The sequence below is a fragment of the Gordonia rubripertincta genome, assembly GCF_038024875.1.
Classification (GTDB): Bacteria; Actinomycetota; Actinomycetes; order Mycobacteriales; family Mycobacteriaceae; genus Gordonia; species Gordonia rubripertincta.
Window position 1 is genome coordinate 2,189,100 of sequence record NZ_CP136136.1, and the last position, 22,518, is coordinate 2,211,617.

At 69.4% G+C, this 22,518-nt stretch carries 17 protein-coding genes; 13 read left to right on the forward strand and 4 right to left on the reverse strand.

From position 1 onward, the window contains the following. The first annotated feature begins 19 nt into the window (after positions 1–19). Both ispD and ispF read left to right on the forward strand, forming a co-directional pair. The gene (gene ispD, locus RVF83_RS09965) at positions 20–736 is read left to right on the forward strand and encodes a 2-C-methyl-D-erythritol 4-phosphate cytidylyltransferase (protein ID WP_005194273.1); all 717 of its coding nucleotides are present in this window, start codon (positions 20–22) and stop codon (positions 734–736) included. After that, a complete protein-coding gene (gene ispF / locus RVF83_RS09970; RefSeq protein WP_005194272.1) occupies positions 733–1,197 on the forward strand; it encodes a 2-C-methyl-D-erythritol 2,4-cyclodiphosphate synthase in 465 nt (154 codons plus the stop codon). Before ispD ends, ispF begins: the two co-directional genes overlap by 4 nt. A gap of 23 nt (positions 1,198–1,220) precedes the next feature. On the opposite strand, the gene RVF83_RS09975 is transcribed toward ispF, so the two are convergent. Continuing rightward, the gene (locus RVF83_RS09975) at positions 1,221–2,456 is read right to left on the reverse strand and encodes a glycosyltransferase (protein ID WP_005194271.1); all 1,236 of its coding nucleotides are present in this window, start codon (positions 2,454–2,456) and stop codon (positions 1,221–1,223) included. Beyond that, positions 2,453–3,883, reverse strand: a complete 1,431-nt coding sequence (locus RVF83_RS09980; protein ID WP_005194270.1) for a hypothetical protein — start codon at positions 3,881–3,883, stop codon at positions 2,453–2,455. The genes RVF83_RS09975 and RVF83_RS09980 overlap by 4 nt, the downstream gene beginning before the upstream one ends. A gap of 549 nt (positions 3,884–4,432) precedes the next feature. Here RVF83_RS09980 and RVF83_RS09985 point away from each other — a divergent pair. The 6 genes from RVF83_RS09985 to rlmB all read left to right on the forward strand — a co-directional run bounded on the left by RVF83_RS09985 (position 4,433) and on the right by rlmB (position 12,408). Continuing rightward, on the forward strand, positions 4,433–5,470 hold the full coding sequence (locus RVF83_RS09985) for an alpha/beta hydrolase (protein WP_005194269.1): 1,038 nt from the start codon (positions 4,433–4,435) through the stop codon (positions 5,468–5,470). Positions 5,471–5,637: 167 nt separating this feature from the next. Further along, positions 5,638–7,128 carry a condensation domain-containing protein gene (locus tag RVF83_RS09990; protein ID WP_005194268.1) on the forward strand — a complete coding sequence of 497 codons (1,491 nt, stop codon included), beginning with the start codon at positions 5,638–5,640 and terminating at the stop codon, positions 7,126–7,128. Continuing rightward, positions 7,128–8,660, forward strand: coding sequence for a hypothetical protein (locus RVF83_RS09995; RefSeq protein ID WP_005194267.1), 1,533 nt, complete (start codon positions 7,128–7,130; stop codon positions 8,658–8,660). Before RVF83_RS09990 ends, RVF83_RS09995 begins: the two co-directional genes overlap by 1 nt. Beyond that, complete coding sequence (locus RVF83_RS10000; RefSeq protein ID WP_005194266.1) at positions 8,657–9,976, forward strand: condensation protein; 1,320 nt, start codon at positions 8,657–8,659, stop codon at positions 9,974–9,976. Before RVF83_RS09995 ends, RVF83_RS10000 begins: the two co-directional genes overlap by 4 nt. 81 nt (positions 9,977–10,057) lie before the next feature. Next, entirely contained in the window at positions 10,058–11,449 is a 1,392-nt protein-coding gene (gene cysS, locus RVF83_RS10005) for a cysteine--tRNA ligase (RefSeq protein WP_005194265.1), read from the forward strand. Continuing rightward, a complete protein-coding gene (gene rlmB / locus RVF83_RS10010; RefSeq protein WP_005194264.1) occupies positions 11,449–12,408 on the forward strand; it encodes a 23S rRNA (guanosine(2251)-2'-O)-methyltransferase RlmB in 960 nt (319 codons plus the stop codon). The genes cysS and rlmB overlap by 1 nt, the downstream gene beginning before the upstream one ends. Positions 12,409–12,421: 13 nt before the next feature. On the opposite strand, the gene RVF83_RS10015 is transcribed toward rlmB, so the two are convergent. Continuing rightward, entirely contained in the window at positions 12,422–13,204 is a 783-nt protein-coding gene (locus RVF83_RS10015) for a LamB/YcsF family protein (protein WP_005194263.1), read from the reverse strand. Between the two features lie 64 nt (positions 13,205–13,268). On the opposite strand from RVF83_RS10015, the gene RVF83_RS10020 reads away from it, so the two are divergent. Then, on the forward strand, positions 13,269–14,822 hold the full coding sequence (locus RVF83_RS10020) for a carboxylesterase/lipase family protein (protein WP_005194262.1): 1,554 nt from the start codon (positions 13,269–13,271) through the stop codon (positions 14,820–14,822). Positions 14,823–14,840: 18 nt separating this feature from the next. Here the strand turns inward: RVF83_RS10020 and RVF83_RS10025 are convergent, their stop codons facing one another. Continuing rightward, complete coding sequence (locus RVF83_RS10025; RefSeq protein WP_005194261.1) at positions 14,841–15,644, reverse strand: alpha/beta fold hydrolase; 804 nt, start codon at positions 15,642–15,644, stop codon at positions 14,841–14,843. A gap of 185 nt (positions 15,645–15,829) precedes the next feature. Here RVF83_RS10025 and RVF83_RS10030 point away from each other — a divergent pair, with 185 nt between their 5' ends. The 4 genes from RVF83_RS10030 to RVF83_RS10045 are packed head-to-tail and all read left to right on the forward strand — an operon-like array spanning position 15,830 to position 22,514. Beyond that, on the forward strand, positions 15,830–17,791 hold the full coding sequence (locus RVF83_RS10030) for a hypothetical protein (RefSeq protein WP_005194260.1): 1,962 nt from the start codon (positions 15,830–15,832) through the stop codon (positions 17,789–17,791). A 6-nt stretch (positions 17,792–17,797) separates the two neighbouring features. Next, on the forward strand, positions 17,798–19,303 hold the full coding sequence (locus RVF83_RS10035; RefSeq protein ID WP_005194259.1) for a hypothetical protein: 1,506 nt from the start codon (positions 17,798–17,800) through the stop codon (positions 19,301–19,303). Beyond that, the gene (locus RVF83_RS10040) at positions 19,300–20,859 is read left to right on the forward strand and encodes a glycosyltransferase (RefSeq protein ID WP_005194258.1); all 1,560 of its coding nucleotides are present in this window, start codon (positions 19,300–19,302) and stop codon (positions 20,857–20,859) included. The genes RVF83_RS10035 and RVF83_RS10040 overlap by 4 nt, the downstream gene beginning before the upstream one ends. Next, positions 20,856–22,514, forward strand: a complete 1,659-nt coding sequence (locus RVF83_RS10045; protein WP_005194257.1) for an ArnT family glycosyltransferase — start codon at positions 20,856–20,858, stop codon at positions 22,512–22,514. Before RVF83_RS10040 ends, RVF83_RS10045 begins: the two co-directional genes overlap by 4 nt. Positions 22,515–22,518 lie beyond the last annotated feature (4 nt).

Here is a 22,518-nt window from a genome sequence, read left to right on the forward strand (position 1 = left end):
TACCTGATCAGGTAGAGCATTGACCACTTCGCCGGAGGATTCCGGCGCAGAAGTCTGCGTCATCATCCCGGCCGCCGGGTCGGGAACCCGACTCGGCGAGCCGGTTCCGAAGGCTTTCGTCGACCTCGGTGGCGCAACGATCATCGAGCGCTGCGTCGACAACGTCCCCGATTCACTCGGGGCATCGATCGTCGTCGTGGTGCCGGCCGACCTCGTGGAACACGCTCGAGAGCTGCTCCCCGGGGTCGTCGTCGTATCCGGCGGCGCTCACCGATCCGATTCGGTGCGCGCGGGGATCGCCGCGGCCGGCGATGCCCAGATCCTTCTCGTGCACGACGCGGCAAGACCCCTGACACCCGCCCATGTCTTCACGAGCGTGGTCGAGGCCGTCGCCGCCGGCCACCCGGCCGTGGTCCCGGGTGTGCCCGTCGTCGACACTCTCAAGCAGGTCACAACGGATGCGCGCGGACTCGAACTCGTGGCCCGCACCGTCGACCGTGAAGAACTCCGCGCGGTACAGACCCCGCAGGGCTTCACCCGCGACGCCCTACTGCGCGCACATGCCGACGATGCCGGTCTCGCAACCGACGATGCCGGCCTCGCCGAACGCTGCGGCATCCCTGTCCACATCGTCCCGGGAGACCCTCTCGCCATGAAGATCACCACACCGTGGGACCTCCGTATCATCCGAGACGTCGTCCGTGAGACCGCGGCCGACATCGAGGCCCGGGCATGAGGGTCGGGATCGGCACCGACGCGCATCGCGTCGACCCGTCAGCCGACTGCTGGATGGTCGGCCTGCACTTTCCCGACGAGCCCGGCTGTGAGGGTCACTCCGACGGTGACGTCGGTGCCCACGCCCTGTGCGATGCGGTGCTCTCGGCCGCCGGACTCGGCGACGTCGGCTCGGTGTTCGGTACCGGGCGACCCGAGTGGGAGGGCGTCTCCGGCGTCGCGATGCTCACCCATGTGGCCGAGCTGATCGCCGCCGAAGGACTCCGCGTCGTGAACGCCGCCGTTCAGGTCATCGGCAATCGACCCAAGATCGGACCCCGTCGCACCGAGGCCCAGGAAGTGCTGTCGACGGCGGTCGGCGGACCCGTCTCCGTCTCGGCGACCACCACCGACGGTCTGGGCATGACCGGACGCGGCGAGGGGATCGGGGCGGTCGCCACCGCCCTGCTCGACGACGCCTGAGACGCCGGTCGACGACGCCCCGGTCAGCGCGAGGCCGCGTCCAGCAGGATCTCGCAGGCACGGTCGACGGCCGCGGCCGGCGGGGTGAGTTCCGTCCCCAGACGCGCGGCTGCGGCCGCCACTGCCGGATCGGTGAGCGGGTCGAGATCGGAGGGCCCGAATCGAGCCAGCTTGTTGCCGGAACCGGCCCCCCTGCGGCGTAGCGCCGCGGCCCACATCGGCTGATCTGCACTGAGCCAGGCGACCACCGACGGGATGCCCGCGCGGGTCGCCGCTGACGTGGTGCCGGCGCCGCCGTGGTGGACCGCGCCGCGACATTGCGGGAGTAGGGTCTCGTGGTCGACCGGCTGGGTGAGGTGAAAAAGCCGATCATGCTGGGGGAGTTCGTGATCGGTGTGTCCGATGACCCGCAGCCCGCGGTCGAGCAGCGAGCTCACGATTCCGCCGATCTGCTCGGCGGTGATCTTCATGCTGCCGAAGCCGACGTAGACGGGCGCCTCGTCGGTGGTCGCCCACGCGACCGCATGTGCGGTCGTGTCGTCCCCGTTCGACAATGCGGTACGAGTGTCCTTGTCCGGCAGCAGGAATCCCACGAGCGGCCGCTGCGGTCCCCAGTCGTTCCCGAGCCCGGGGAACAGCGCGGCGTCGTAGGCCTGGATCTCGGGGATGCCGCGCTCCCGAAGTCGGCGTCCCAGAGGGCCTTTCGCCGGCGGGAGGCCGAGTTCGGTGCGCAACCGCCGGTCGGCGCCGCGCAGCGTGAGCCAGTAGGCCCGGTCGGCCAGACGCCACATCGCGCGCGAGACCGGACGCGGGTACTCGCGGTAGCGGACGTCGAGGCTGGCGTTCGGACGGAGCGGACAGTAGTGCAGCGGAACGAATCCGATGCCACGGCTCTGGGCGATGGCGTCGGCCCGGTCCTGCGCCAGCGGGCCGGTCACCAGCAGATCGGAGACGTCGGCGAGTTCGGCCATGACCCGCTCAGAGGTCTCGCGGCCGTGATCGGCGACCTCGCCCAGCGCCTTGAGTCGGACGCGCGGGTTCTTGGACTTCAGGCGTTCCTTGACCAGCGGACTGGCCAGCAGCTCCGCCGTCGACGGAGCCAGCATCTGCGTCGGCAATCCGGAATTCGCGGTCAGTTCGACGAGGTCCTCGGGCACGGCGAGCCGGACGTCGTGGCCGCGACGCGCGAGCTCGACGCCGATCGCCACCGCGGGCTGGACGTCTCCCCGGCTGCCGTGGACGGTGAACGCGATCCTCATGCGCCCCAGAACTTTCCGTGCATACCCCAGGCGGCGAGTTCGGCGGTTACCAGCTCGCGCATGGTGGCCACGTCCGGGATTCGTACCGGGTCAAGCGAACTCACGCTGAACATGACGTCGTCGGCGCCGAGTGCAAGCCAACCGCTGATCCCGCCCTTGCGGTCACGCAGAGCGCGAGGGTCGTCGGTCGCGGTGACGGCTCGGATGGAGAGTGCAGCGGGTTCGCCGGTGCCCAGCGTCGCGAACTCGTCGGGAACCGGTCCGACGTTGGAGGCGAGGCACAGCGGGGTGGTGACGTTGGCGGCCAGGCGTCGGGTGAGGGATGCGCTCAGCGCCTGCAGGACCACTGCTCGCTGGGCCACCTTGCCCGAGTTGGCGGCCAAGCGGTTGTAGGCGTCCTTGCACGCGGCCCGGACGGCGGACAGGTCCTCGTAGCGGTCGGGGGCGACCTCGACGAACGCGGTGGCGCCCGACGTCGCATTGGCGCGGCGGTCGTCGGGTGTGCGGGACGAGACGGGCAGCGACACCGGGACGACGTCGCCGGGGGAGACCCGACCACACCGCTCCAGAACACCCACCATGAGAGCCGCGAACAGACTGTTGTCGGTGCCGCCCCGGGATTCGGCCGCGGACCTGAAGTCGGCGGCCGGGATCAGGACGGTCACGTTCGGTGCGATCTCGGCGGCGGCGACATCGGTGTCGGGTGCAGGCCGGCCGGTCACACGTGCCGGCGAGGCGGGCGGTCCGGACCGGCCGGCCCGCGCCATCCGGATCGCGGTCTTGCCCGCGGTCCAGAGTAGGTCGGCGGCGTCGACGGCATTCGACACCAGGCCCGGTGCGGTGCCGGGTGTGTAGTCCAGGTCATGGACGGCCTCGAGGACCGCGACCGCGCCCGTCCCGCCGTCGGCGATGACATGGGAGATGACCAGGGACACGAGCACCGAGGCGTCGTCGGCGGTCCGTGCGACGACGAGCCGCCACGCGGGTCCGTTCTCGATGTCGAGGTCGGCGTCGGCCTGTGCCCGTCCCCACTGCTCTTCCGCGCCGACCGGGACCGGCTCGGCCTGCACGGCGAAGTGGCCGGCGTCGGCCTGTGCCCGTCCCCACTGCTCTTCCGCGCCGACCGGGACCGGCTCGGCCTGCACGGCGAAGTGGCCGGCGTCGGGCGTGTAACGCCAGTGGGCTCGCCCCGGGCCGCGGTGCTTCGCGACGAGCCGGCTCAGGCGTCCGCGACGCAGCTTCTCCGCGAGTGCGGCGAAGTCGTCGACGTCGACCGTGCCGGGGAAGCGCCACAGCGTCTGGTTCACGACGGGTAGGCCGAGGATCACGTCCATCCGGACGAAGAGGTCGTCGTCGGAGGTTAGGCGGTCGACGGTGGGGGTCCGACCAGCACTCGATGTGTTGCCGACCAGGGATGCGAAGTTCATGACCGGACCTGCCGTTCGTCGAGAGTGATTCTTTCCACAAGCCGCCGGGCGCCAGGGCGCCGATCGCGCCCCGGCGTCATGTGTGTTGTGTCACACCAGAATTCCATTGTGAGCACCTTCCGAGGTGTCTTCCGCGGTGCCGTACCGCCGGTCCGATCCGGCCGGACCGCCGGAACGGTGCGCGCCGGATGCCGGCGACGGCCGGACGGATGAACGCCCGCAGCTGCGGATTCGGTGATCGTGGTCGACCGCGCCCTTCGAGCCGCGTCGGGTGGCGTCGAGACCGTGCAAACCATACCCGAGGAGCCGGTGGTGGCCCGATCCTCGGGCGAAAGTGCCCGAACGGTGGCCGGAGGGGACCCCGAAACCGTCAATATCATGGATCTTTAAGGGTCGCCTTGCTGACGCCCAATTCGTACGGCGAACTATCCAATCGGATGAATTCGGGTTACTGTCGTGACCAATGTGGACCGGCCTCCCCGGAAATCGGGAAGTCGGCGAATCTGGTCATTTGACTGCCAAGTCTTGGAATTCGGAGGACGCGACGATATGACGGGTGCTGCCCGCCGGAACACGTATCGCCGTGTGAAGATGCGCGCTACAGGCGTTCTCGCGACCACTGTGGCTGCGGCGATCGTCTTCTCGGGTCTGGCCACAGCAGTGTCGGCGGGCCCCGCGTCCGCGGCACCGGGCGTCTCCGCGATCGAGCGAGTGGTCGCCGAGGGCCCGCACCTCCACGCCGTGTACGTGCATTCCGCGTCCATGGACAAGACCATCAAGGTGCAGGTCCTGACCCCGCGTGCGGACACCGGCCCGCGGCCGTCGCTGTACCTGCTGGGAGGCCTGAACGAACAGGATCCGAACAACAGTGTGTGGACGCTGAAGACGGATCTCGCCGGTTTCTATGCCGACAAGAACGTCAACGTGGTCATGCCAATTGCGGGTGACGGCAGTTTCTATACGGACTGGCAGCGCGACGATCCGAAGCTCGGCCGCTACAAGTGGGAGACGTTCCTGACCCGCGAACTGCCCCCGCTGATCGATACGCAGTTCTCCGGCAACGGCGTGCGGGGTGTCGCCGGACTCTCGATGGGTGCGGGTGCCGCGCTCGTCCTGGCGGCCCGCAATCCCGGTTTCTATGATGCGGTGGCCGCCTACAGCGGATGCTTCACCACGACGGGACCGGCCGGCCAGGCCTACCCTCGAGGCATCGTCGCGGCGTTCGGCGGTGACGCCAACAACATGTGGGGCGGCCCGAACGACCCGGATTGGGCTGCACACGATGTGCTCGCCCAGGCGGGAAACCTCCGGGGCTCCGCCGTCTACGTCTCCACCGGGACGGGCCGCTCCGGAAAGTACGATGCCCCCGGTTATCCCGGCAACGAGAACCCCACAGACCGACAGGTCGTCGGTGGCGTGATCGAGGTCGGTTCGATGTGGTGCACACAGCAGCTGCAGTCCAGGCTCGCCGCTGCCGGTGTTCCGGCCACCATCCGTTACGTCGACCCCGGCACACATTCGTGGCCGTACTGGGTCGACCAGCAGCGGGAGTCGTGGCCCACGCTACGACGTGGGTTGGGGCTGTGAGCATGGCGAGACAACCGAGAGCACAGCAGCTCTCGGCGTCGAGGACGCATGCCCGCGTCGACTTCGATCGACAACACCGCTAGCGCAACGCGGCGCACCAGCCTCAGGGGAGGGGCTGGAGAAGACCAACAGTCGGGGGCTGACACGTGTCAACACGAGAGGTTTCGATGGAATACACCGAACTCGATGACTATTCGATGCCCGGCGGAACGGTGACCGCGTGGGAGCCGACGGTCGAGGCATCGGAATGGCAGACCGACTCGCGGCAACTGTCGTACATGCATCTCGAGCACGCCCGACGCGCGGTTCGGGAGGGCGACGACTGGTACAGCCAGTGGATCGGGACGGCATTCCGGATCCAGCGTCCGCTCGACCGGGAAGCGTTCTCGCGCACGCTCGTCGCGTGGTACCGCCGGCACGAGGCGTTCCGGACCTCGGTCCGTGTCCACGACGCCGGACACCCGCAGGGCGACCTGACCCGCATCACCGTCGCCGCCGACGCGATCTCGGTGCGCGAGCGGGCCTTCGGGTCCGATCTGGAACCCGCCGAGGTCTCCGAACTCGTCACCGAGTACTTCAACACCACCGTCACCCCGCTGGCGTGGCCGCACTGCATCGCGGTGACGGTCGAGACGCCTGGCGACGACGAGGGCTTCCTCGTGGTGTTCGCCGCCGACCACACCGTGATGGACGCCTACACCCAGGTGTTCGCGATCCGCGAGCTGACCGCGCTGTACCTCGCCGAGCTCACCGGTGATCCGCACGGCCTCGCCGCCATCGGCAGCTACCTGGACTTCAGCGACGCCGAGCGCCGCCTCGGTGAGCAGATCGACGCGAACAACGCCGCGGTGAGCCAGTGGCGCAGCTTCTTCGACGACACCACCACGGCCGTTCAGCCGGAGCCGATCCCGCGCTTCCCGCAGTTCGCCGTCCCGGACGACGCGCCGCGCACGATCACCGCGCGGCGGGTCCCGGACGAGGGCTTCCAGACGACGCTGTCGCACTGGTTGCTCGATTCCGCCGAGACCAAGCGCTTCGACGCGATCTGCAAGGCGGCCGGGTCGTCCATGACCGCAGGCATCTACACCGCGCTGTCGATGACGTCCGCGGCCCTGACCGGTTCCGCGGATCTGCGTTTCATCAGTCCGGTCCACACCCGCAACTCGGTCGAGTGGGGCGAGGCCGTGGGTTGGTTCGTCGGCATCATCCCGGTGGCCGTCCGCCCGGGTCGGCCGCTGAAGTTCACCGACGCGCTGACCGCGGTCGCGGCCACCGCGGCCCAGTACAAGGATGTGGGCGGCGCCCCGTTCGCGCCGGTCGCCGAGCTCATCGGCGGGGATGTCACGCCGCCGGGATTCGTGGTGTCCTACATCGACCTCCGCCACGCAGAGGGGTCGACCGAGTGGGAGCCGCGCGCGGCACGCGTGCTGCGCAGCGCGACCCGCGACGCCGACGAGGTCTACTTCTGGATCAACCGCATCCCCACCGGTGTCAACGTGTCCTCGCGCTTCCCGGCCGAGAACGCGCCGGCGGTCGAGGCCTTCCTGTCCGTCTTCCATGCGATCCTCGAGCGGATCGTCACCGAAGGCGATTGCGAGTACACCTACCGCACTGCGGAATTGGTAGCCGGAGGGTCGCCGGTCGTAGCGGAACGCTGATGTCCGGCACCCTGCAGTCCTCTCGCGTGTCACCCGGGTTCGGTGTCCCCGGGTCGCTGACCGTTCGCCTCCGCCCCCACCTGCGTGGTGGGCGGATCGTCGAATGGGAACTCGGCGACCCGGCGGGCGTCGCCCGGGCGGCACGACGGTGGGGTGACGGGGTGTCGTTCCTGCAGTCAGACCATCTGGTGTCCATGGCGGACAGGCGATCCGACGGTCAGCCGCACCACGGCTTCCTGCTCGCCGCCGCACGTTTCGACGGTCCCCTCGATGCGGAGGCGATGAGCGGTGCCCTCACCGCGTTCGTCCGGCGACACGAGGAACAGCGCGCCCACTACCGCACTGGTGACTCTGGTCCCGAGCGATGGGTGGCGCCGCCGGAGGCCTTCGAGTTCCGGGTCGCCGAGCGCGCCGGGGAGGCGCAGGTCGTCGGCGATGCCGATCTGGGCCTCTGGGCCGGCCGTCGTGCATCGGAAACGGCTCGTGCAGAGCAGATCCCGGGCACCTGGTGCGCCGCCGCGGTCGATCCGGACCCCTCGGCCGATGGTGCCTTCACGTTCTTCTTCGCCACCGACCACGCCCACGGTGACGGCTACTCCTCGGCGCTGGCGTTGTCCGAGATCGTCGCGCTGTACCGGGAGCGAAGTTCCGGTGTGCCCGCGGAACTCGGCCCCGCCGGTGCCTTCGGTGATTCGATCACGGCCGAGCGGGCCGCGGCGGCGGCCCTCACCTCGGACGACGAGCGGGTGGCTCTCTGGCGGGATGCGTTGTCCGCGAACGACGGCCGACCCCCGCGGTGTCCACTCGAACTGGGACTGACCGGTGGCGCGCCGCAACCCGCGGTCGCGATCGAGCACTGGCTGCTGACGCCCGAGCAGCTGGGGCACTGCGACACCCGGCTGGCCGCGTCCGCCGGCGGTTTCGCCGGCCTCCTCTACGCTGCTCTCGCCACGCATCACCGTGAATCCACCGGCGAGGCAAGGTTCTTCGTGTCCACCGTGCTCTCGAGCCGGGGCGCCGGGCACGAGCGGACACAGGGCTGGCTGTGCAACTTCGCGCCGGTCATCGTGGACTCGCCGCAGGGACCGGACACGTCGTTCGACGGACTCGTCCGCATCGCGACCGAGCGTGTGCGCGCTGCGCGCCGGGCCGCTTCGGTACCGGCTCACGGCGTCCTCCGGCTCTTGGCCGGCGAAGGGGTCTTCAAGGGACTCGACGGCAGTCCGTACATGGTGTCCTACACCGATGTGCGCCGGCTCGGCCTCGGCGACGACCCGGTTCTGTCGACGATGCAGACCTCCAGCGGGGTCGGTCCGACCCGCAACGCCAACCTGTGGTTCACGCGCACCGACGCCGGACTCGTCGTGCGCTCGCACGTCCCCGACAACGCGGTGGCGCGCACCTCGATCCTGGGCCTGATCGAACGTATCGAGTCCATCGTGACCGCTTACGCCGCAGGCGCTCTCGCGCCCGAACCGGCCTCCGACGCCCCGCCCGCCGACCCCCGCCCATCGACAAGGAGTGTGCGATGAAGCTCTCGAGTTCCGAATCGTGGGAGGTAGAGCCGGGTGAACTGGTGTGCTGGCGAGCCGTGCCCGGTGGCGCCGCCGCGCAGTCGAGCGCGCCGGTGTCGGAGAACGAGCGATTCCACCTGGCGTCGCTCGCCTCGGGACAGCCGGGCTGGATTGCGCTGACCCTCGACTTCCGCCAACGGATCGATGCCGACCTGCTCGGCGACGTGATCGGGACGGTCATCGCCCGTCATGACGCGCTGCGCAGCCACTATGTACAGGCCGAGGGCAAGATCACCCGGTTGGTGCACCCCGGCGTCGACGTCAAGGAGGAGTCCCGCGAGACGGCCGAAGGGCTCTCGCCGCAGGAGTTCGCCGCGAAGCTCATCGAGTCCATCGGCGCGACGTGCAACCCCTTCGAGCCGATGCCGCATTTCCTGGCGGCGGTCACGCGCGCCGGCGGGACGACACTCATCTGCGCCTTCGACCATTGCTACGTCGACGCCCGCTCGCTGGCGGTCGTGTCGACCGAGATCTGCGAACTGCTCGCCGGTCGGGAACTGGCGCCCGCGGAGTCGGGACTCGCGGCCCTGAGCGTCGTCGCCGAGGGGGAGGCGTCGGTGACCGCCGACGATCCCCGCCTGGGCGCCTGGGGGCAGTTCCTCGCCGCGACCGGCTGGACGGTGCCCGAGTTCCCGCTCGACCTCGGTGTCGCCGTGGGCGTCAGCCTGCCCGTGCACACGATGGTCCGGACATTGCTGTCCGGCGACGACGCCGCGACCTTCAGTTCGACGGTCCACCGTCGCGGTGCCCGCACCTATCCGGCCGTCCTCACCTGTGCGGCGATGGCCGTCAACGCCGCCGGCGGACCCGACGAGATCGCGACCGCGGTGCCCACCGGCGCCGGGGCGGGGCCGGGTTGCGTGAGCTGGTCGGTGGGCAACGCCCCGCTGCGGATCAGCGCGACGGGCGACCTGTACGCCGCCATGCACCGGAACACCCGGCGTCTCGCGGCCGCACTGCCGCTGGCCGAGATCGGGCTGACGCCGGTGTACGCAGCCTTCGGTGATCGACTGCGCCCCGGTCGTAGCGACGTCTTCATGATGTCCTATGTCGACTACACGCGGCTGCCCATGCCGCGCGGGGACGTCGACGTGCGGCAGATCTCGAGCCAGAAGCCGACCGACACGGCGCAGTGGTGGTTCTGGCGTGATCGTGACGGCATCCATGTCCGTGTGCGGTATCCGCACACCGAACGGGCCGTGGCGGTCCTCGGGGACACGCTCGACACGATGCAGGCGCTCCTCGACTCGGTCCTCGCCGCCGACGCGGGCTGATGGCATTCCGGCTGCGGAACGGGGTCTTCGGCGCGCTCGCGTGGTCGGTGGCCCGATCGTGGTCCGGTAGGATGGCCGGTCGTGACCCTGCGCCTTTATGACACCAGCTCCCGAGAGGTGCGCGACTTCGTGCCGCTGCGCCCAGGCCAGGCATCGGTGTACCTCTGTGGCGCCACTGTGCAGGGTGTTCCCCATATCGGCCACGTCCGCAGCGGCATCGCCTTCGACATCCTCCGGCGCTGGTTGAGCCATCAGGGCCTCGACGTGCTGTTCGTCCGCAACGTCACCGACATCGACGACAAGATCCTCCGCAAGGCCGCCGACGCCGGGCGCCCCTGGTGGGAGTGGGCGGCCACCCACGAGCGCGCCTTCGACGACGCCTACCGCGCCCTCGGCGTCCTGCCGCCGTCCGCGGAACCGCGCGCGACCGGCTTCGTGACCCAGATGGTCGAGTACATGGAGCGGCTGATCGAACGCGGGCACGCCTACGTCGCCGACGGCAACGTGTACTTCGACGTCCGCAGCCTGCCCGATTACGGTGCGCTGTCCGGGCACAAGCTCGACGACGTGCACCAGGGTGAGAGCGCGGGCACCGGCAAGCGCGACCACCGCGACTTCACCCTGTGGAAGGCGGCCAAACCCGACGAGCCGTCGTGGCCGACACCGTGGGGCCCGGGACGCCCGGGCTGGCACCTCGAATGCTCGGCGATGGCCACCAGCCTGCTGGGTGCCGAGTTCGACATCCACTGCGGCGGAATGGATCTGGTGTTCCCGCACCACGAGAATGAGATCGCCCAGGCGCACGGCGCCGGGGACCCGTTCGCGCGCTACTGGCTACACAACGGCTGGGTCACCATGGGTGGCGAGAAGATGAGCAAGTCGCTGGGCAACGTGGTGTCGATCCCCGCGATGCTGCAGCGCGTCCGTGCCGTCGAACTGCGGTACTACCTCGGCAGCGCGCACTACCGGTCGATGCTGGAGTACTCGCCCGGTGCGCTCACCGAGGCGGCCGCCGGCTACCGGCGGGTGGAGTCGTTCGTCGAACGTGTCGCCGCCCGCGTCGGTGACGTGGTGATCGGTGACATCGACCCCGAGTTCGGTGCCGCACTCGACGACGATCTCGGCGTCCCCGCGGCTCTCGCGGTGGTGCACAACGTCGTCCGGCAGGGCAACACCGCACTCGAATCGGGTGACGGGTTGGCCGCTCTCGCCGCCGCGTCGTCGGTGCGGGGCATGATGGGAATTCTCGGCGTCGACCCGCTCGACGACCAATGGGCCGGTACGGCCGACGACTCGGCCGCCACCTCCGCGCTGGACGTGCTGGTGCGCGCCGAACTGCAACGACGCGCGGACGCGCGTTCCGCCAAGGACTGGGCGACCGCGGACGCGGTCCGAGACCGCCTGGCCGAGGCCGGCATCGAGGTGACCGACACCCCTGATGGTGCACAGTGGGCATTGAAGGGTGAGGCGTGATGGCAGGAAATTCGAAGCGTAAGGGTGCGATCCGGAAGTCGGGCACCAAGAAGGGGCAGGTCGTCGGGTCCGGCGGCCAGCGTCGTCGTGGACTCGAGGCCCGCGGCGCCACCCCGAAGGCGGTCGACCGCCCTTACCATCCCGCGCACAAGAAGGCCAAGGCCGCGGCGAAGTCGGGTGCAGGACGCAGCGGTGGCGGCGCGGCGCGAGCCAAGGACGAGGGTCCCGAGTACGTCCTCGGCCGCAACCCGGTGGTCGAGTGCCTGCGTGCCGGCGTTCCCGCGACGGCGCTCTACATCGCCACCAACTCCGAGCCGGATGAGCGCGTCGCCGAGGCGGTCAAGATCGCCGGCGATCAGGCGATCTCCATCCTCGAGGTCGGCAAACCGGAGCTGGATCGGTTGTCCACCAACGGAATGCACCAGGGCATCGCCCTCCAGGTGCCGGAGTACCGGTACACCCATCCGGACGATCTGATGGCCGATGCCAAGGCCAGCGGCACCCCGCCTCTGCTGGTGGCCCTCGACAACATCACCGACCCCCGCAATCTGGGCGCGGTGATCCGCTCGGTGGCCGCGTTCGGCGGGCACGGTGTGGTGATCCCGGCCCGACGCAGCGCGAGTGTGACCGCGGTGGCCTGGCGCACCAGTGCCGGCGCCGCCGCGCGTCTCCCGGTCGCGCGCGCCACCAACCTGACCCGCACCCTCAAGGACTGGGCGGACTCCGGTGCCCAACTCGTGGGTCTGGATGCCGACGGCGACGTCACCCTCGACGAGTACGACGGCACCGGCCCTACCGTGATCGTCGTCGGGTCGGAGGGCAAGGGACTGTCGCGACTCGTGCGCGAGAGCTGCGACTCGATCCTCTCCATCCCGATGGCTGGTGACGTCGAGTCGCTCAACGCGTCGGTGGCGGCGGGCGTCGTGCTCGCCGAATTCGCACGTCAGCGGCGTCGATAGCGACCGGCGGCCCTCACGCCCGGTGGAGCGCGACCTCGACGCCGGCCCGGCCGAGGGCCTCGCGGACCGCGCGGGCGTGGTCGACCGCGCCCGGGGTGTCGCCGTGCAGGCAGATCGAATCCGCGGCGACGGTGATGACCGAACCGTCGACGGCCGTGAGCCGTCCGCTCGTGGTCATCTCGACGACGCGGCGCGCGATCTCGGTGCTGTCGGAGAGAACCGCCCCCGGCTCGGTGCGGGGGACGAGCGTGCCGGCCGGGGTGTAGGCGCGGTCGGCGAAGGCCTCGGTGATGACCGCGAGTCCGGCACGTTCGGCGCGGGCGAGGACCTCCGAGTCCGGTAGGCCCATCACCGCGAGGTCGGGGTTCACGTCGCGCACCGCGGTCACGATCGCATCGGCCTGCTGCTGGTGGTGGACGACCGTGTTGTACAGCGCGCCATGGGGTTTCACGTAGGTGACCGCCCCGCCGACGGAGCGGGCGAGAGCGTCGAGCGCGCCGATCTGGTAGACGAGGTCGGCGATCAGGTCCGGCGTCGACATCTCCATGAAGCGGCGGCCGAATCCCGCGCGGTCGGGGTAGGAGACCTGGGCGCCGATGCGTACACCGGCGGCGACGGCCGCCCGGCACGTCGCCAGCAGGTCCGCGGGCGTCCCGGCGTGGAAGCCGCATGCGACGTTGGCGCTGGTGACGATGGTCAGCATCGCTTCGTCGTCGCCGACACCCTCGCCGAGATCGGCGTTGAGATCGATGCGAGGAGCGGGCGCCGGGTCGGTCGTGGCCCTGTCGGGGGTCATGGCCACATCCTAGTTCTGCCAACGGTTGAACAGACGAAACGTGCGATTCGTCTACGGTGGGGGAATGGCACTGCTCGACACCAAGGTCACCACGGTCAACGGCGTCATCGGTGGCGCCCGGGGGAAGCGGCTCCGCCGCGGCACGATCAGCTGGCGGGGCATCCCGTTCGCCGCACCCCCGGTGGCTCACCGCCGCTTCCGCGCTCCCGAACCGGTGCACGACTGGCCCGGCGTCCGGGACTGCACCAAGATCGCCAAGGCGGCCATCCAGGAGAAGCGGTTCACCGCGGTTGCGCCGGGCAGGTTCGCCCCGATGGCCGAGGACTGCCTGACCCTCAACGTGTTCTCGCCCGAGGTGGAATCGAGCAGGCCGCGCGCGGTGATGGTCTTCATCCACGGCGGAGCCTTCATCCTCGGCACCGCCGCGACGCCGCTCTACGACGGCGCCTTCCTGGCACGCGCCCAGGACGTCGTCGTGGTGACGATCCAATATCGCTTCGGGCCTTTCGGTTTTCTCGACCTCTCGCAGTTCGCCACGGACGACCGGCCGTTCGACACCAACGCGGGTCTGCGCGACCAGATCGCCGCGCTGCGCTGGGTGCAGGAGAACATCGCCGCGTTCGGCGGCGACCCCGACAACGTGACCGTCTTCGGCGAGAGCGCCGGCGGCTCCTCGGTCCTCGCTCTGCTGTCCGCGCCGGAGGCCACCGGCCTGTTCCACCACGCCATCGCGCAGAGTCCGGCTCCCGAACTCGTGGTCGAGCAGGATGCGGCGACCGTCTACGCCGACGAGTTCGTCCGGATCCTCCGCGACCCGCAGCGCCGGAACACCTCGATGGAACGCACCGAGGATCCCGTCGACCCGGCCGAGGCGCAGCGCCTCCTCACCACACCCAACCCGGCCCTGTTGCTCGAGGCCGGCAACCGGTTGATGCGGTTCGCGACCAAGTCGTCCGGCGGGGCCATCCCGTTCGCGCCGGTCGTCGACGGTGACGTGCTGCCGCGCTCGCCGCTGGCCGCGGCAGCCGAGGGACTGACGGTGCCGGTGCCGCTGGTGATCGGGAGCAACAAGGACGAGGGAAAGCTCTTCGCGAAGCTCTGGAACGTACTACCCGACTCCGAACGCATGCTGATGCGGGTGGAGGACGAGGAGGTCCGCCGCGAGATCGCCTCGCAATACGGCAACGGCGACCGCGACCGCATCCGGCTGGCCGGCGACTCGATCTTCTGGGCGCCGATGACCGCCTTCGCCGACGGACACAGCAAGGTCGCGCCGACCTACGTCTACCGCTACGACTACCGGACGAAGGTGCTGGACGCGACGGGCTTCGGTGCGACGCACGCGACGGAACTGTTCACCGTGTTCGGTGCCTACCGGGCACCGATGGGGGCCGGACTCGCCATCGCCGACTGGCCGGGCACGCGCCGCGTCACCGAGAACGTGCAGGGGCGTTGGGGTGCTTTCGCCCGCACCGGCGACCCCGGTCTGGGCTGGCCGGTCTACACCACCGACGAGCGGAAGGTCCTGGTCATCAACGACCCGGACAGTGTCGTCGCCGACCCCGACACCCTGCGTCGCCGGGCCTGGTACCGGGTGCACGCACCGTCCGAGGCCTGAGTTCGGTGTGCGGCCCGCTCACTCCGGTAACCACTCGGTGGGCGGATCGGCCGCGAGGAACGACAAGACGAGTGGGTCGAACAACTCCGGGGCCTCCACCGGCATGATGTGCGTCCCGGGTAGAACGGCGAACCGGGCGTTCGGCAGTGTCCGGACGATGTCCAGGGCGTGTTCCATCCGGACCAGCCCGCGGTCGGCGACCACCACGAGGACCGGCGCCCGGACCTCGGCGAAATCGGCGACCGCGTAGTCGGGTTCGGCGGCGAGCATCCGAAGCGTCTTGTCGTAGACGACCGAGAAGTGTTCGGGCCCATCGGGCGATGTCGCATCGTGGTGGGTGCGCAGGTATGCGACGGTGACGGGATTGCGGCTGAGCACCATGTCGGAGAACCGATCGGGTCGGCGCCCACGGAGGTTCAGGTAGCCACCCACGTACACGACCCGGTTGACCAGGTCGGGGCGGTCACGCGCGACGACGAGCGCGATCGCCGCGCCGTCGGCCCAGCCGACGATGTTCGCCGGCCGTCCGACGACCGTCTCGAGGTAGGCGATCGTGCGCTCGGCGATGGACGCACAGGTGAAATCGCTGGTGGTGTCAGGACTGTGGCCGTGGCCGGGCCGTTCCGGCAGGAAGAGTCGCAGGCCGGCGTCGAGGAAGTCGGGGACCTGCGCGCCCCAGGACGCTGCGGACGCGAAGATGCCGTGCAACAAGACCGTCGGGATGCCCTGCGGGTCGCCGGCGGAGAAATGCCAGAGCGTCGTCCCGGCGACGTCCACGTATGTTCCGCCGTCGACCTTGTCGCCGACGTGAACTGTGCGCATGGGCGTTCCTCGGGTTGGCGTGGACTCCTCCGCTCCGCCATGGTTGCAGACTTCGTCGGGCTTCGGGCCGACCTTCGGCAATCGAGACCACTGCTTCACGAGACAAAGATGTACCCGCCAGGGGCATGGGATAGGTTGAACGCTGGGGTGATGGAGTGGTGTCGGGGTCATTCGGAGGGTGAAGTATGTGCACGTCCTGGGCGCTCCAGGCATATTCGCGTGTCCGGAGCCGTCGCAGCGTGAGCCTGCTGCTGGCGGGTCTGCTGTTGGCCGGGACCGCTTCGATCGGTGCGTTCACCGCTCCGGCCACCGCGGCGCCGGGTGACCCGCCCCCACCCCTGAGCATGCGCGAACTCGGCTCGTCGCCGACGGTCGCGTTCCCCGGGCAACAGGGGGAGGTCAGCCTCTCGCTCGCGGTTCCCCAGGGCCTGACGCCCACCGAGATCCGCGGAACCGCGCAGTTCCCGACCTTCGTCACCGGTGGCACCGTCGACGTGCTGCAGGAGGGTCGGCTGATCTCGCGCACCCCGATCGACGCGGCGGTGAACTCGCCGATTGCGTTGCCACTGCGCGGTATTCGCGTCGAACGCAACGCTGCCGACCTCGTCCTGCGGACCTACCTGCGTACTGCGGGCTCCTGTCTGTTCGACGACCGGTCGGGATTCTCGATCCGGAGCTCGACGGTGTCCTACTCGGGTCGCGAGGCGACACCCGAGAGCGTCGCCGATTTCCTGCCGCCGATCCTGCGCAAGCTCACCATCTTCGTGCCCGACGACGTGCAGCCCGGCGAGGGCGCCGCGGCCGTGGCGCTCGCGACCGCGATCGTGGCGAACTACGGGTCGGCGACCGTCGACGTCGAGGTCGCCTCCATGCGGCGCGGAAGCGCGGCACCCGAGCCGGAGGCGGGCCCCCTGGAACGTCAGGTGGTCATCTCCACCACCATGCCCGCGGGACTCAGCCTCGGACCGGGCGCCGGTTGGCCGGTGCTGCGGATCGGCGGCAGCGCGGAGGAGCTCCCGGCGCAGGTCGAGTTCCTCGCCTCGGATCTGTCGTCGATCGCGGTCAGCTCGGCCGCCGTCGCCGGACCGCCCTTCGCCGCACCGCAACTCGCGCCCGCCGTGAGCAGCCTCGCGGACCTGGGGGTCGGCGACCAGCTCGTCACCTCCTCCGGGTGGCCCTCGATCTCCTTCGGCATCGACCAGGCCCGGCTCGGCCGGCCGTCGAAGGACGTGCGCCTGCAGCTGTCCGGTACCTACACCCCGCTGGGTGGCCAGATCTCGGTGTCGGTGGGACAACGCGTGATCGCGTCCTGGCCGGCCGACGCGTCGGGCAGCTACAACCAGTGGGTCGATGTCCCGGCCGACGTGCTCGGTCGCTACACCGAGGTCTCCGTCACCTACAACCACGGCGACGTCGGCGAGGAATGCGGTTCCGGTGTCCGCACTTCGCTGAGCCTGAGCTCGGCCGGTGAGGTCCGCTCGGAATCCGCCGACCCGCCGACCCCGCCGGGTTTCGCCTCGCTGCCCCAGGCGCTCATGCCCCGTACCTCGCTCGCCTGGACGAACGGCGGCGTCGCCGATGTCGCACGCGCGGTGGAGATCATGTCGGGTCTGCAGCGGCTGTCGGCGGTCCGCCTCGGGGTGGACATGGTGTCCGTCGACGACGCCATGGCATCGAGCGCGCCTGCGGTGATCATCGCCGCCGACGGCCGTGGCCTGCCCAATCTCACGCTGCCGGTGACCGCCGACGGCCAGACCCTCACCGTGCTCAACGCGGACGGCAAGCCGTCGAACGTGGTCCTGACGCCCGGCGTGAGGTTCGGCTCGCTGCAGGTCGCGCGTGACGCCGGCCGGACCGTCCTGGTCGCGACGTCGACCCGGGATGCCGCCGACCTCGACGCTGTCCTGCGCCGGCTGTCCGCCGATCCCGACCGCTGGTCGGCCCTGAGCGGGGTGGCCCTGCTGCAGGTGTCCGGTCAGGAACCGGTCGTGGTGCCCGGCGACGGACAATCGCAACCGGCCGACTCGTCGTCGACGGGTACGTCCTGGGTGACGGTGACACTCGTGGCCGTCGGGATCGCGGTCGCGGCCGCGCTCGTGGCGACCCTCGTCCTGCGTCGTCGTCGCCGCGCACACGCAGAGGACTGACCGTCGGTGGTCTCCGCGATCACGCAGGCCGCTGCCAGGGCCACCGAGAAACGGCCCGGCGGGTTCATCACCCTCCGGTGGTTGTTCCTGGTCGGTTGTACCGTGCTGGCCTTCTGGAACACGATCCTCGCGGTCGTCGACGAGATGAAGGCGCAGACACTGATCGTGTACGTGCCGGTACTGATCATCCTCTGTGTCATCGCCGCGGTGGGTGTCTCGTGGAAACGCGTCGACGAGCCGCCGATCTACGACCGGCAGACCGACGTGATCGTCGGGATCGTCGTGCTGATCCTGTCGCTGGCGACGAAGTCGTTGGTGAACCCGCGTTATGCCCGTTCGTATCTGACGACGCACATGGACCTGCTGGCGCTGTGGTTGTTCGTGCTCGGTGCGGCGGTCCTGGTGTTCGGTCTCCGCCCGGTGGCGCGCTACCGGTGGGTGTGGCTGCTGTTCCTGCTCGTGTTCCCCATACCGATGCGCGCACTACTGCTTGCGCTGGGTGGTACATCGCCGATCGCGGGGTTCATTCTCGTGCTCGTCGCCATGGCGGCCACCGCGATCGCGGTCGGGTCGGGGCGCCAGCGCAAGGCTGTCGCGGCGCTCATCGCCGGAGCCATCGGCCTGGGCACGCTCGGGTTGCTCTACCTGGTGAACGCCCCACGCAACCTGCTCATCCCGATCCCGGCGCTGGTGGCTGCGCTGGCGACGACCGGCCTGATGCTCTACGACCACCGGCGGCAGGGCGGGCAGGAGTGGTCGCCGCCGGCACCCGCCGACGTGACGCCGCCCAAGGTCGCGGCCGTCGGTCGTCCGCTGCTGGTGGTGCTCGTCGCCGCGATTGCCCTCGCCTTCGTGCCGACCCCGGCGGTCGGGAGCACATGGCAGAGCAACCGCTACCCGCAACTGACGATCGGTGAGCCGCTCACCGTGCCCGTCGGCTGGCGGCAGGAATCCGCAAAGGTCCACCGCTGGGGGTCGATGATGTACGGACCCGGTGCGTCACTCATCCGGCAGATCATGGTCCAGGGCGCGGGGAGCCGGGCCTTCGACAAGTTCGGCCGGCCCCGCCGGGTCGCGGTCGACAGCGTCGATTCGCGACGCCCGCTGGCGCTCGAGGTCTACCCGGACCTGTTCCGCTACGACCTGTCCGACGAACGCGTCAGCGAACCCGTTCGGGTCGCGCTGCCGCTGGGTGTCGACGGGAAGATCTGGAACGTCGTCGACGACGGCCGGTACCTCACCTACACGGTGGTCTCGTGGTGGTGGAACAACGGGAGCCGGACCCAACAGGTCATGCTGTGGGCCGTCGACAACCATGAACCCGACGCGTACTTCCCGGAACCGCGTGTCACCATCCTGGCGAACATAAACGCACTGATGACGGTGTTGCTGCGCGGCGACGCCGTTCTCCTCGACACCGACCCCCAGTACAAGGACCGGGCGCTGCTCGTCGGGCTCGCCGGCGATCTGATCGAGGCGCAGCTGGAACCGGAGGCGGGGGAGAAGCCATGAGCCGCGACCGCATCGACGCGCCGGGGATCGCCCGGAGTACGCGCCCCACCCGGCCGGTGCGTGAGCTGCTCGTCGACGAGGAGTACCGCGCAGAGGCCCTGCAGGACGCGGTGAACCGACTGCGTGACGCCGACGAGGACATGTCGGCGTCGGTGCCGTTCAACCGAACCCAGAAGATCATCGGGTTCACGATGCTCGGCGTCGTCGCGATCCTGCTGGTGTTATTCCCGGTCGGTACGTGCGCGACACTCATCTCCGTCGCCACGATCGCGTACGTCGTCACCATCGCCGACCGGGTGGTGATCTTCCGGCGCGGGCTGGTCAACGGCGCCCTCCGCGTCTCCGACGAGCAGGCCCGCTCGATACCCGACTCCGAGTTGCCGTTCTACACCGTCTTCGTCCCGGCCTACGGTGAACCCGAGGTGGTCGGCGAACTCGTGGCCGCGATGGAGACCATCGAGTACCCGCGCGAGAATCTGCAGGTGCTGCTGCTCCTCGAGGAGGACGACGAACCGACGATCGAGGCGGCTCGCGACGTCGAGAAGACCGGGATCGTGACCGTCGTCCTGACCCCGCCGGCGCAGCCGCGGACCAAGCCGAAGGCATGCAACTACGGGATGCACTTCGCGACCGGCGACATCGTCACCATCTTCGACGCGGAGGACAAGCCCGAACCCCTGCAGCTACGACGAGCGGTCTACGTGCTCAACAACACCGACGACGAGTCGGTCGTCTGCGTCCAGGGCAAGCTGAGCTTCCACAACGTGCGCGAGAACCTCCTCACCGAGTGGTTCACTGCCGACTACGGCATCTGGTTCGGTTTCCTGTTGCCCGGCATGATGGTCAGCCGCGCGCCGATCCCGTTGGGCGGCACGTCGAATCACTTCAAGCGTGATGTCCTCGACAAGATCGGGGCGTGGGATCCGTTCAACGTCACCGAGGACGCGGACCTCGGCGTGCGCATCGCCGATCACGGCTACCGCACCGTCGTGCTGGATTCGGTGACGATGGAAGAGGCCAACGTCGACGCCATCAACTGGGTGCGGCAACGTTCCCGTTGGTACAAGGGCTACATGCAGACGTGGCTCGTCCACATGCGGCACCCGGTCAAGCTGTGGGAGATCCTCGGTCCGGTCGCCTTCGCACGGTTCACGCTGCTCATCGCGGGTACACCACTGATCGCCTGCCTGAACATGGTGTTCTGGCTGATTCTGGCGTTGTGGATCGGCGGCCAGCCGCAGATCGTCGCCGAGTTGTTCCCGGGGCCGATCTACTACCTGGCGCTGGCGTCGATGATTCTCGGCAACAGTGCCGCGATCTACATGAACCTGATCGCGATCCGTGAAGACGATCGGAGTGAGCTGCTGGTCTCGGCGCTGCTGATCCCGCTGTACTGGCTGATGATGAGCGTCGCGGCGATCAAGGGGATGTGGCAGATCCTGGTCAACCCGAGCTATTGGGAGAAGACCTACCACGGTCTGTCGACGAGTCACGGGGACTCGGCGGGTGACGGGGATTCGACCGGCACCCGAACCGAGGCCGGGGACGCGACATGAGCCGCCGGTTGCAGGTCGGAGTGGTGATCTTCCTGGCTGCGTGGCTGCCGTACCTGATCATCGGGGTCTACCTGGCGACCGAGGTGCAGTGGTTCTTCGGTGACGCCCTGTCACGGGTGCAGTCGGCGCAGAGCGTGCTCTTCAGCCGGAGCCCGCATCTGTCGGCCATCGGTTTCGTCTTCACCCCGCTCACGGCCATCGTGCAGCTGCCGCTCGTCGCGCTGTCGCCGTGGTGGCCCGAGATGACCACCCAGGCACTCTCAGCGGTCATCATGTCGTCGGTGTTCATGGCCGGCTCGGTGGTCCAGGTGTCGGGGATCGCACGCGATCGCGGGCTGGATCCCGTTGTGGCAGGGACGTTCACGGTCTGCTACGCGGCCAACCCGATGATCGTCCTGTACGCGGCCAACGGGATGAGCGAGGCGCCCTACCTGTTCTTCCTGGCGTGGGCGTCGCGGCGGCTGATCCGGTGGATCTCCACCGACGACGTGCACGAACTCGTGGTCACCGGAATCGCCTTGGCCCTGGCCTATCTCACCCGCTACGACGGCGGAGCGGCCGCTCTGGCGGCCGGACTCGTCGTCGGCTGGGTGACCTACCACCGCCGCGACTCGCGGAAGAAGTTGTCCCGCAGCCTCGTCGACGTCACCCTGGTCGTCGCCCCGAGTGCTCTGGCCTTCATCGCGTGGGCGGCCACCGGATGGCTCATCACCGGTAATGCCTTCGCCCAGTTCACCTCCGAATACGGCAACGCGGCGATCATCGAGCAGTCGGGCGGCAGCGGATCGTCGACGACGCGCGACGCCATCTTGTTCTCGATGACCGAGATGGCGATCCTCGCGCCGCTGCTGCCGATCCTCGTCGTCGGGCTGATCGGCGTGCGTGCGCGGCGGCGCCGGCTCCAGCCGATGCTCCCGGGCCTGATGATCGTCGCGGTGCTGGCATTCCAGGTCTACGGCTATTCGCAGGGATCAACCTTCGGCTTCCTGCGGTTCTACATGACGGTCATCCTGCTCGCCGCGATCGTGGCGTTGATGTCGGTCCCGCTGCGTTCACCGATCCCGATGCGTCGCGCGGGCGCCCACGCGGACCTGCTGCCGGCCCGGCCCTACGCGTCGCGGTGGGGGTACAAGATCGCCTGCACCGTGGCCGTGGTGGTGATGGCCGCCGCGATCCCGGTGACCGCGATGGGGATGACATCGCCCAAGTACGCACCGCAGGAGTTCGCGGTCGGCTCGGTGGTCGACCCGCGACCGCAGTCGGTCGAGAAGAAGTACCTCGACGAACAGCGCGTCGTGCGGTCGTTCTCGACCGAACGGGCGTTGGCGAAGTACCTGGACTCGCTGGAACTGCCCGACGGGGCGGTCTTGAGCGACACCGTCTACGGCTTCGCGGTGGTCGCCCAGTCCGAGCGGCCGCGGCAGTTCGTCATCCCGTCGGACCGGGACTTCGCCCAGTTGCTGAACGACCCGGTCGACGGCGGGGTGCAGTACTTCCTCACCGTTCCGGCCGAGGGGCGCGGGGCGTCGGACGCCATCAACCAGCGCTATCCGACCATGTATGAGAACGGCGCCCAGATCGGCGTCCGCGTTCTCGAGGCTCCCAATGACGGTGCCGATCTGCCCGATTGGCGCGTCTACCGGATCACGGGCTGAGAGC

Excerpts from the sequence above, each read along its gene's own strand:
- RVF83_RS10030 (WP_005194260.1), top strand. The coding sequence starts at position 15,830 with ATGTGCACGTCCTGGGCGCTCCAGGCATATTCGCGTGTCCGGAGCCGT.
- ispF (WP_005194272.1), top strand. The coding sequence starts at position 733 with ATGAGGGTCGGGATCGGCACCGACGCGCATCGCGTCGACCCGTCAGCC.
- RVF83_RS10000 (WP_005194266.1), top strand. The coding sequence starts at position 8,657 with ATGAAGCTCTCGAGTTCCGAATCGTGGGAGGTAGAGCCGGGTGAACTG.
- RVF83_RS09980 (WP_005194270.1), bottom strand. The coding sequence starts at position 3,883 with ATGAACTTCGCATCCCTGGTCGGCAACACATCGAGTGCTGGTCGGACC.
- RVF83_RS09975 (WP_005194271.1), bottom strand. The coding sequence starts at position 2,456 with ATGAGGATCGCGTTCACCGTCCACGGCAGCCGGGGAGACGTCCAGCCC.
- RVF83_RS10025 (WP_005194261.1), bottom strand. The coding sequence starts at position 15,644 with ATGCGCACAGTTCACGTCGGCGACAAGGTCGACGGCGGAACATACGTG.
- RVF83_RS10040 (WP_005194258.1), top strand. The coding sequence starts at position 19,300 with ATGAGCCGCGACCGCATCGACGCGCCGGGGATCGCCCGGAGTACGCGC.
- RVF83_RS09985 (WP_005194269.1), top strand. The coding sequence starts at position 4,433 with ATGACGGGTGCTGCCCGCCGGAACACGTATCGCCGTGTGAAGATGCGC.
- RVF83_RS10015 (WP_005194263.1), bottom strand. The coding sequence starts at position 13,204 with ATGACCCCCGACAGGGCCACGACCGACCCGGCGCCCGCTCCTCGCATC.
- RVF83_RS09995 (WP_005194267.1), top strand. The coding sequence starts at position 7,128 with ATGTCCGGCACCCTGCAGTCCTCTCGCGTGTCACCCGGGTTCGGTGTC.
- RVF83_RS09990 (WP_005194268.1), top strand. The coding sequence starts at position 5,638 with ATGGAATACACCGAACTCGATGACTATTCGATGCCCGGCGGAACGGTG.
- RVF83_RS10045 (WP_005194257.1), top strand. The coding sequence starts at position 20,856 with ATGAGCCGCCGGTTGCAGGTCGGAGTGGTGATCTTCCTGGCTGCGTGG.
- RVF83_RS10020 (WP_005194262.1), top strand. The coding sequence starts at position 13,269 with ATGGCACTGCTCGACACCAAGGTCACCACGGTCAACGGCGTCATCGGT.
- rlmB (WP_005194264.1), top strand. The coding sequence starts at position 11,449 with ATGGCAGGAAATTCGAAGCGTAAGGGTGCGATCCGGAAGTCGGGCACC.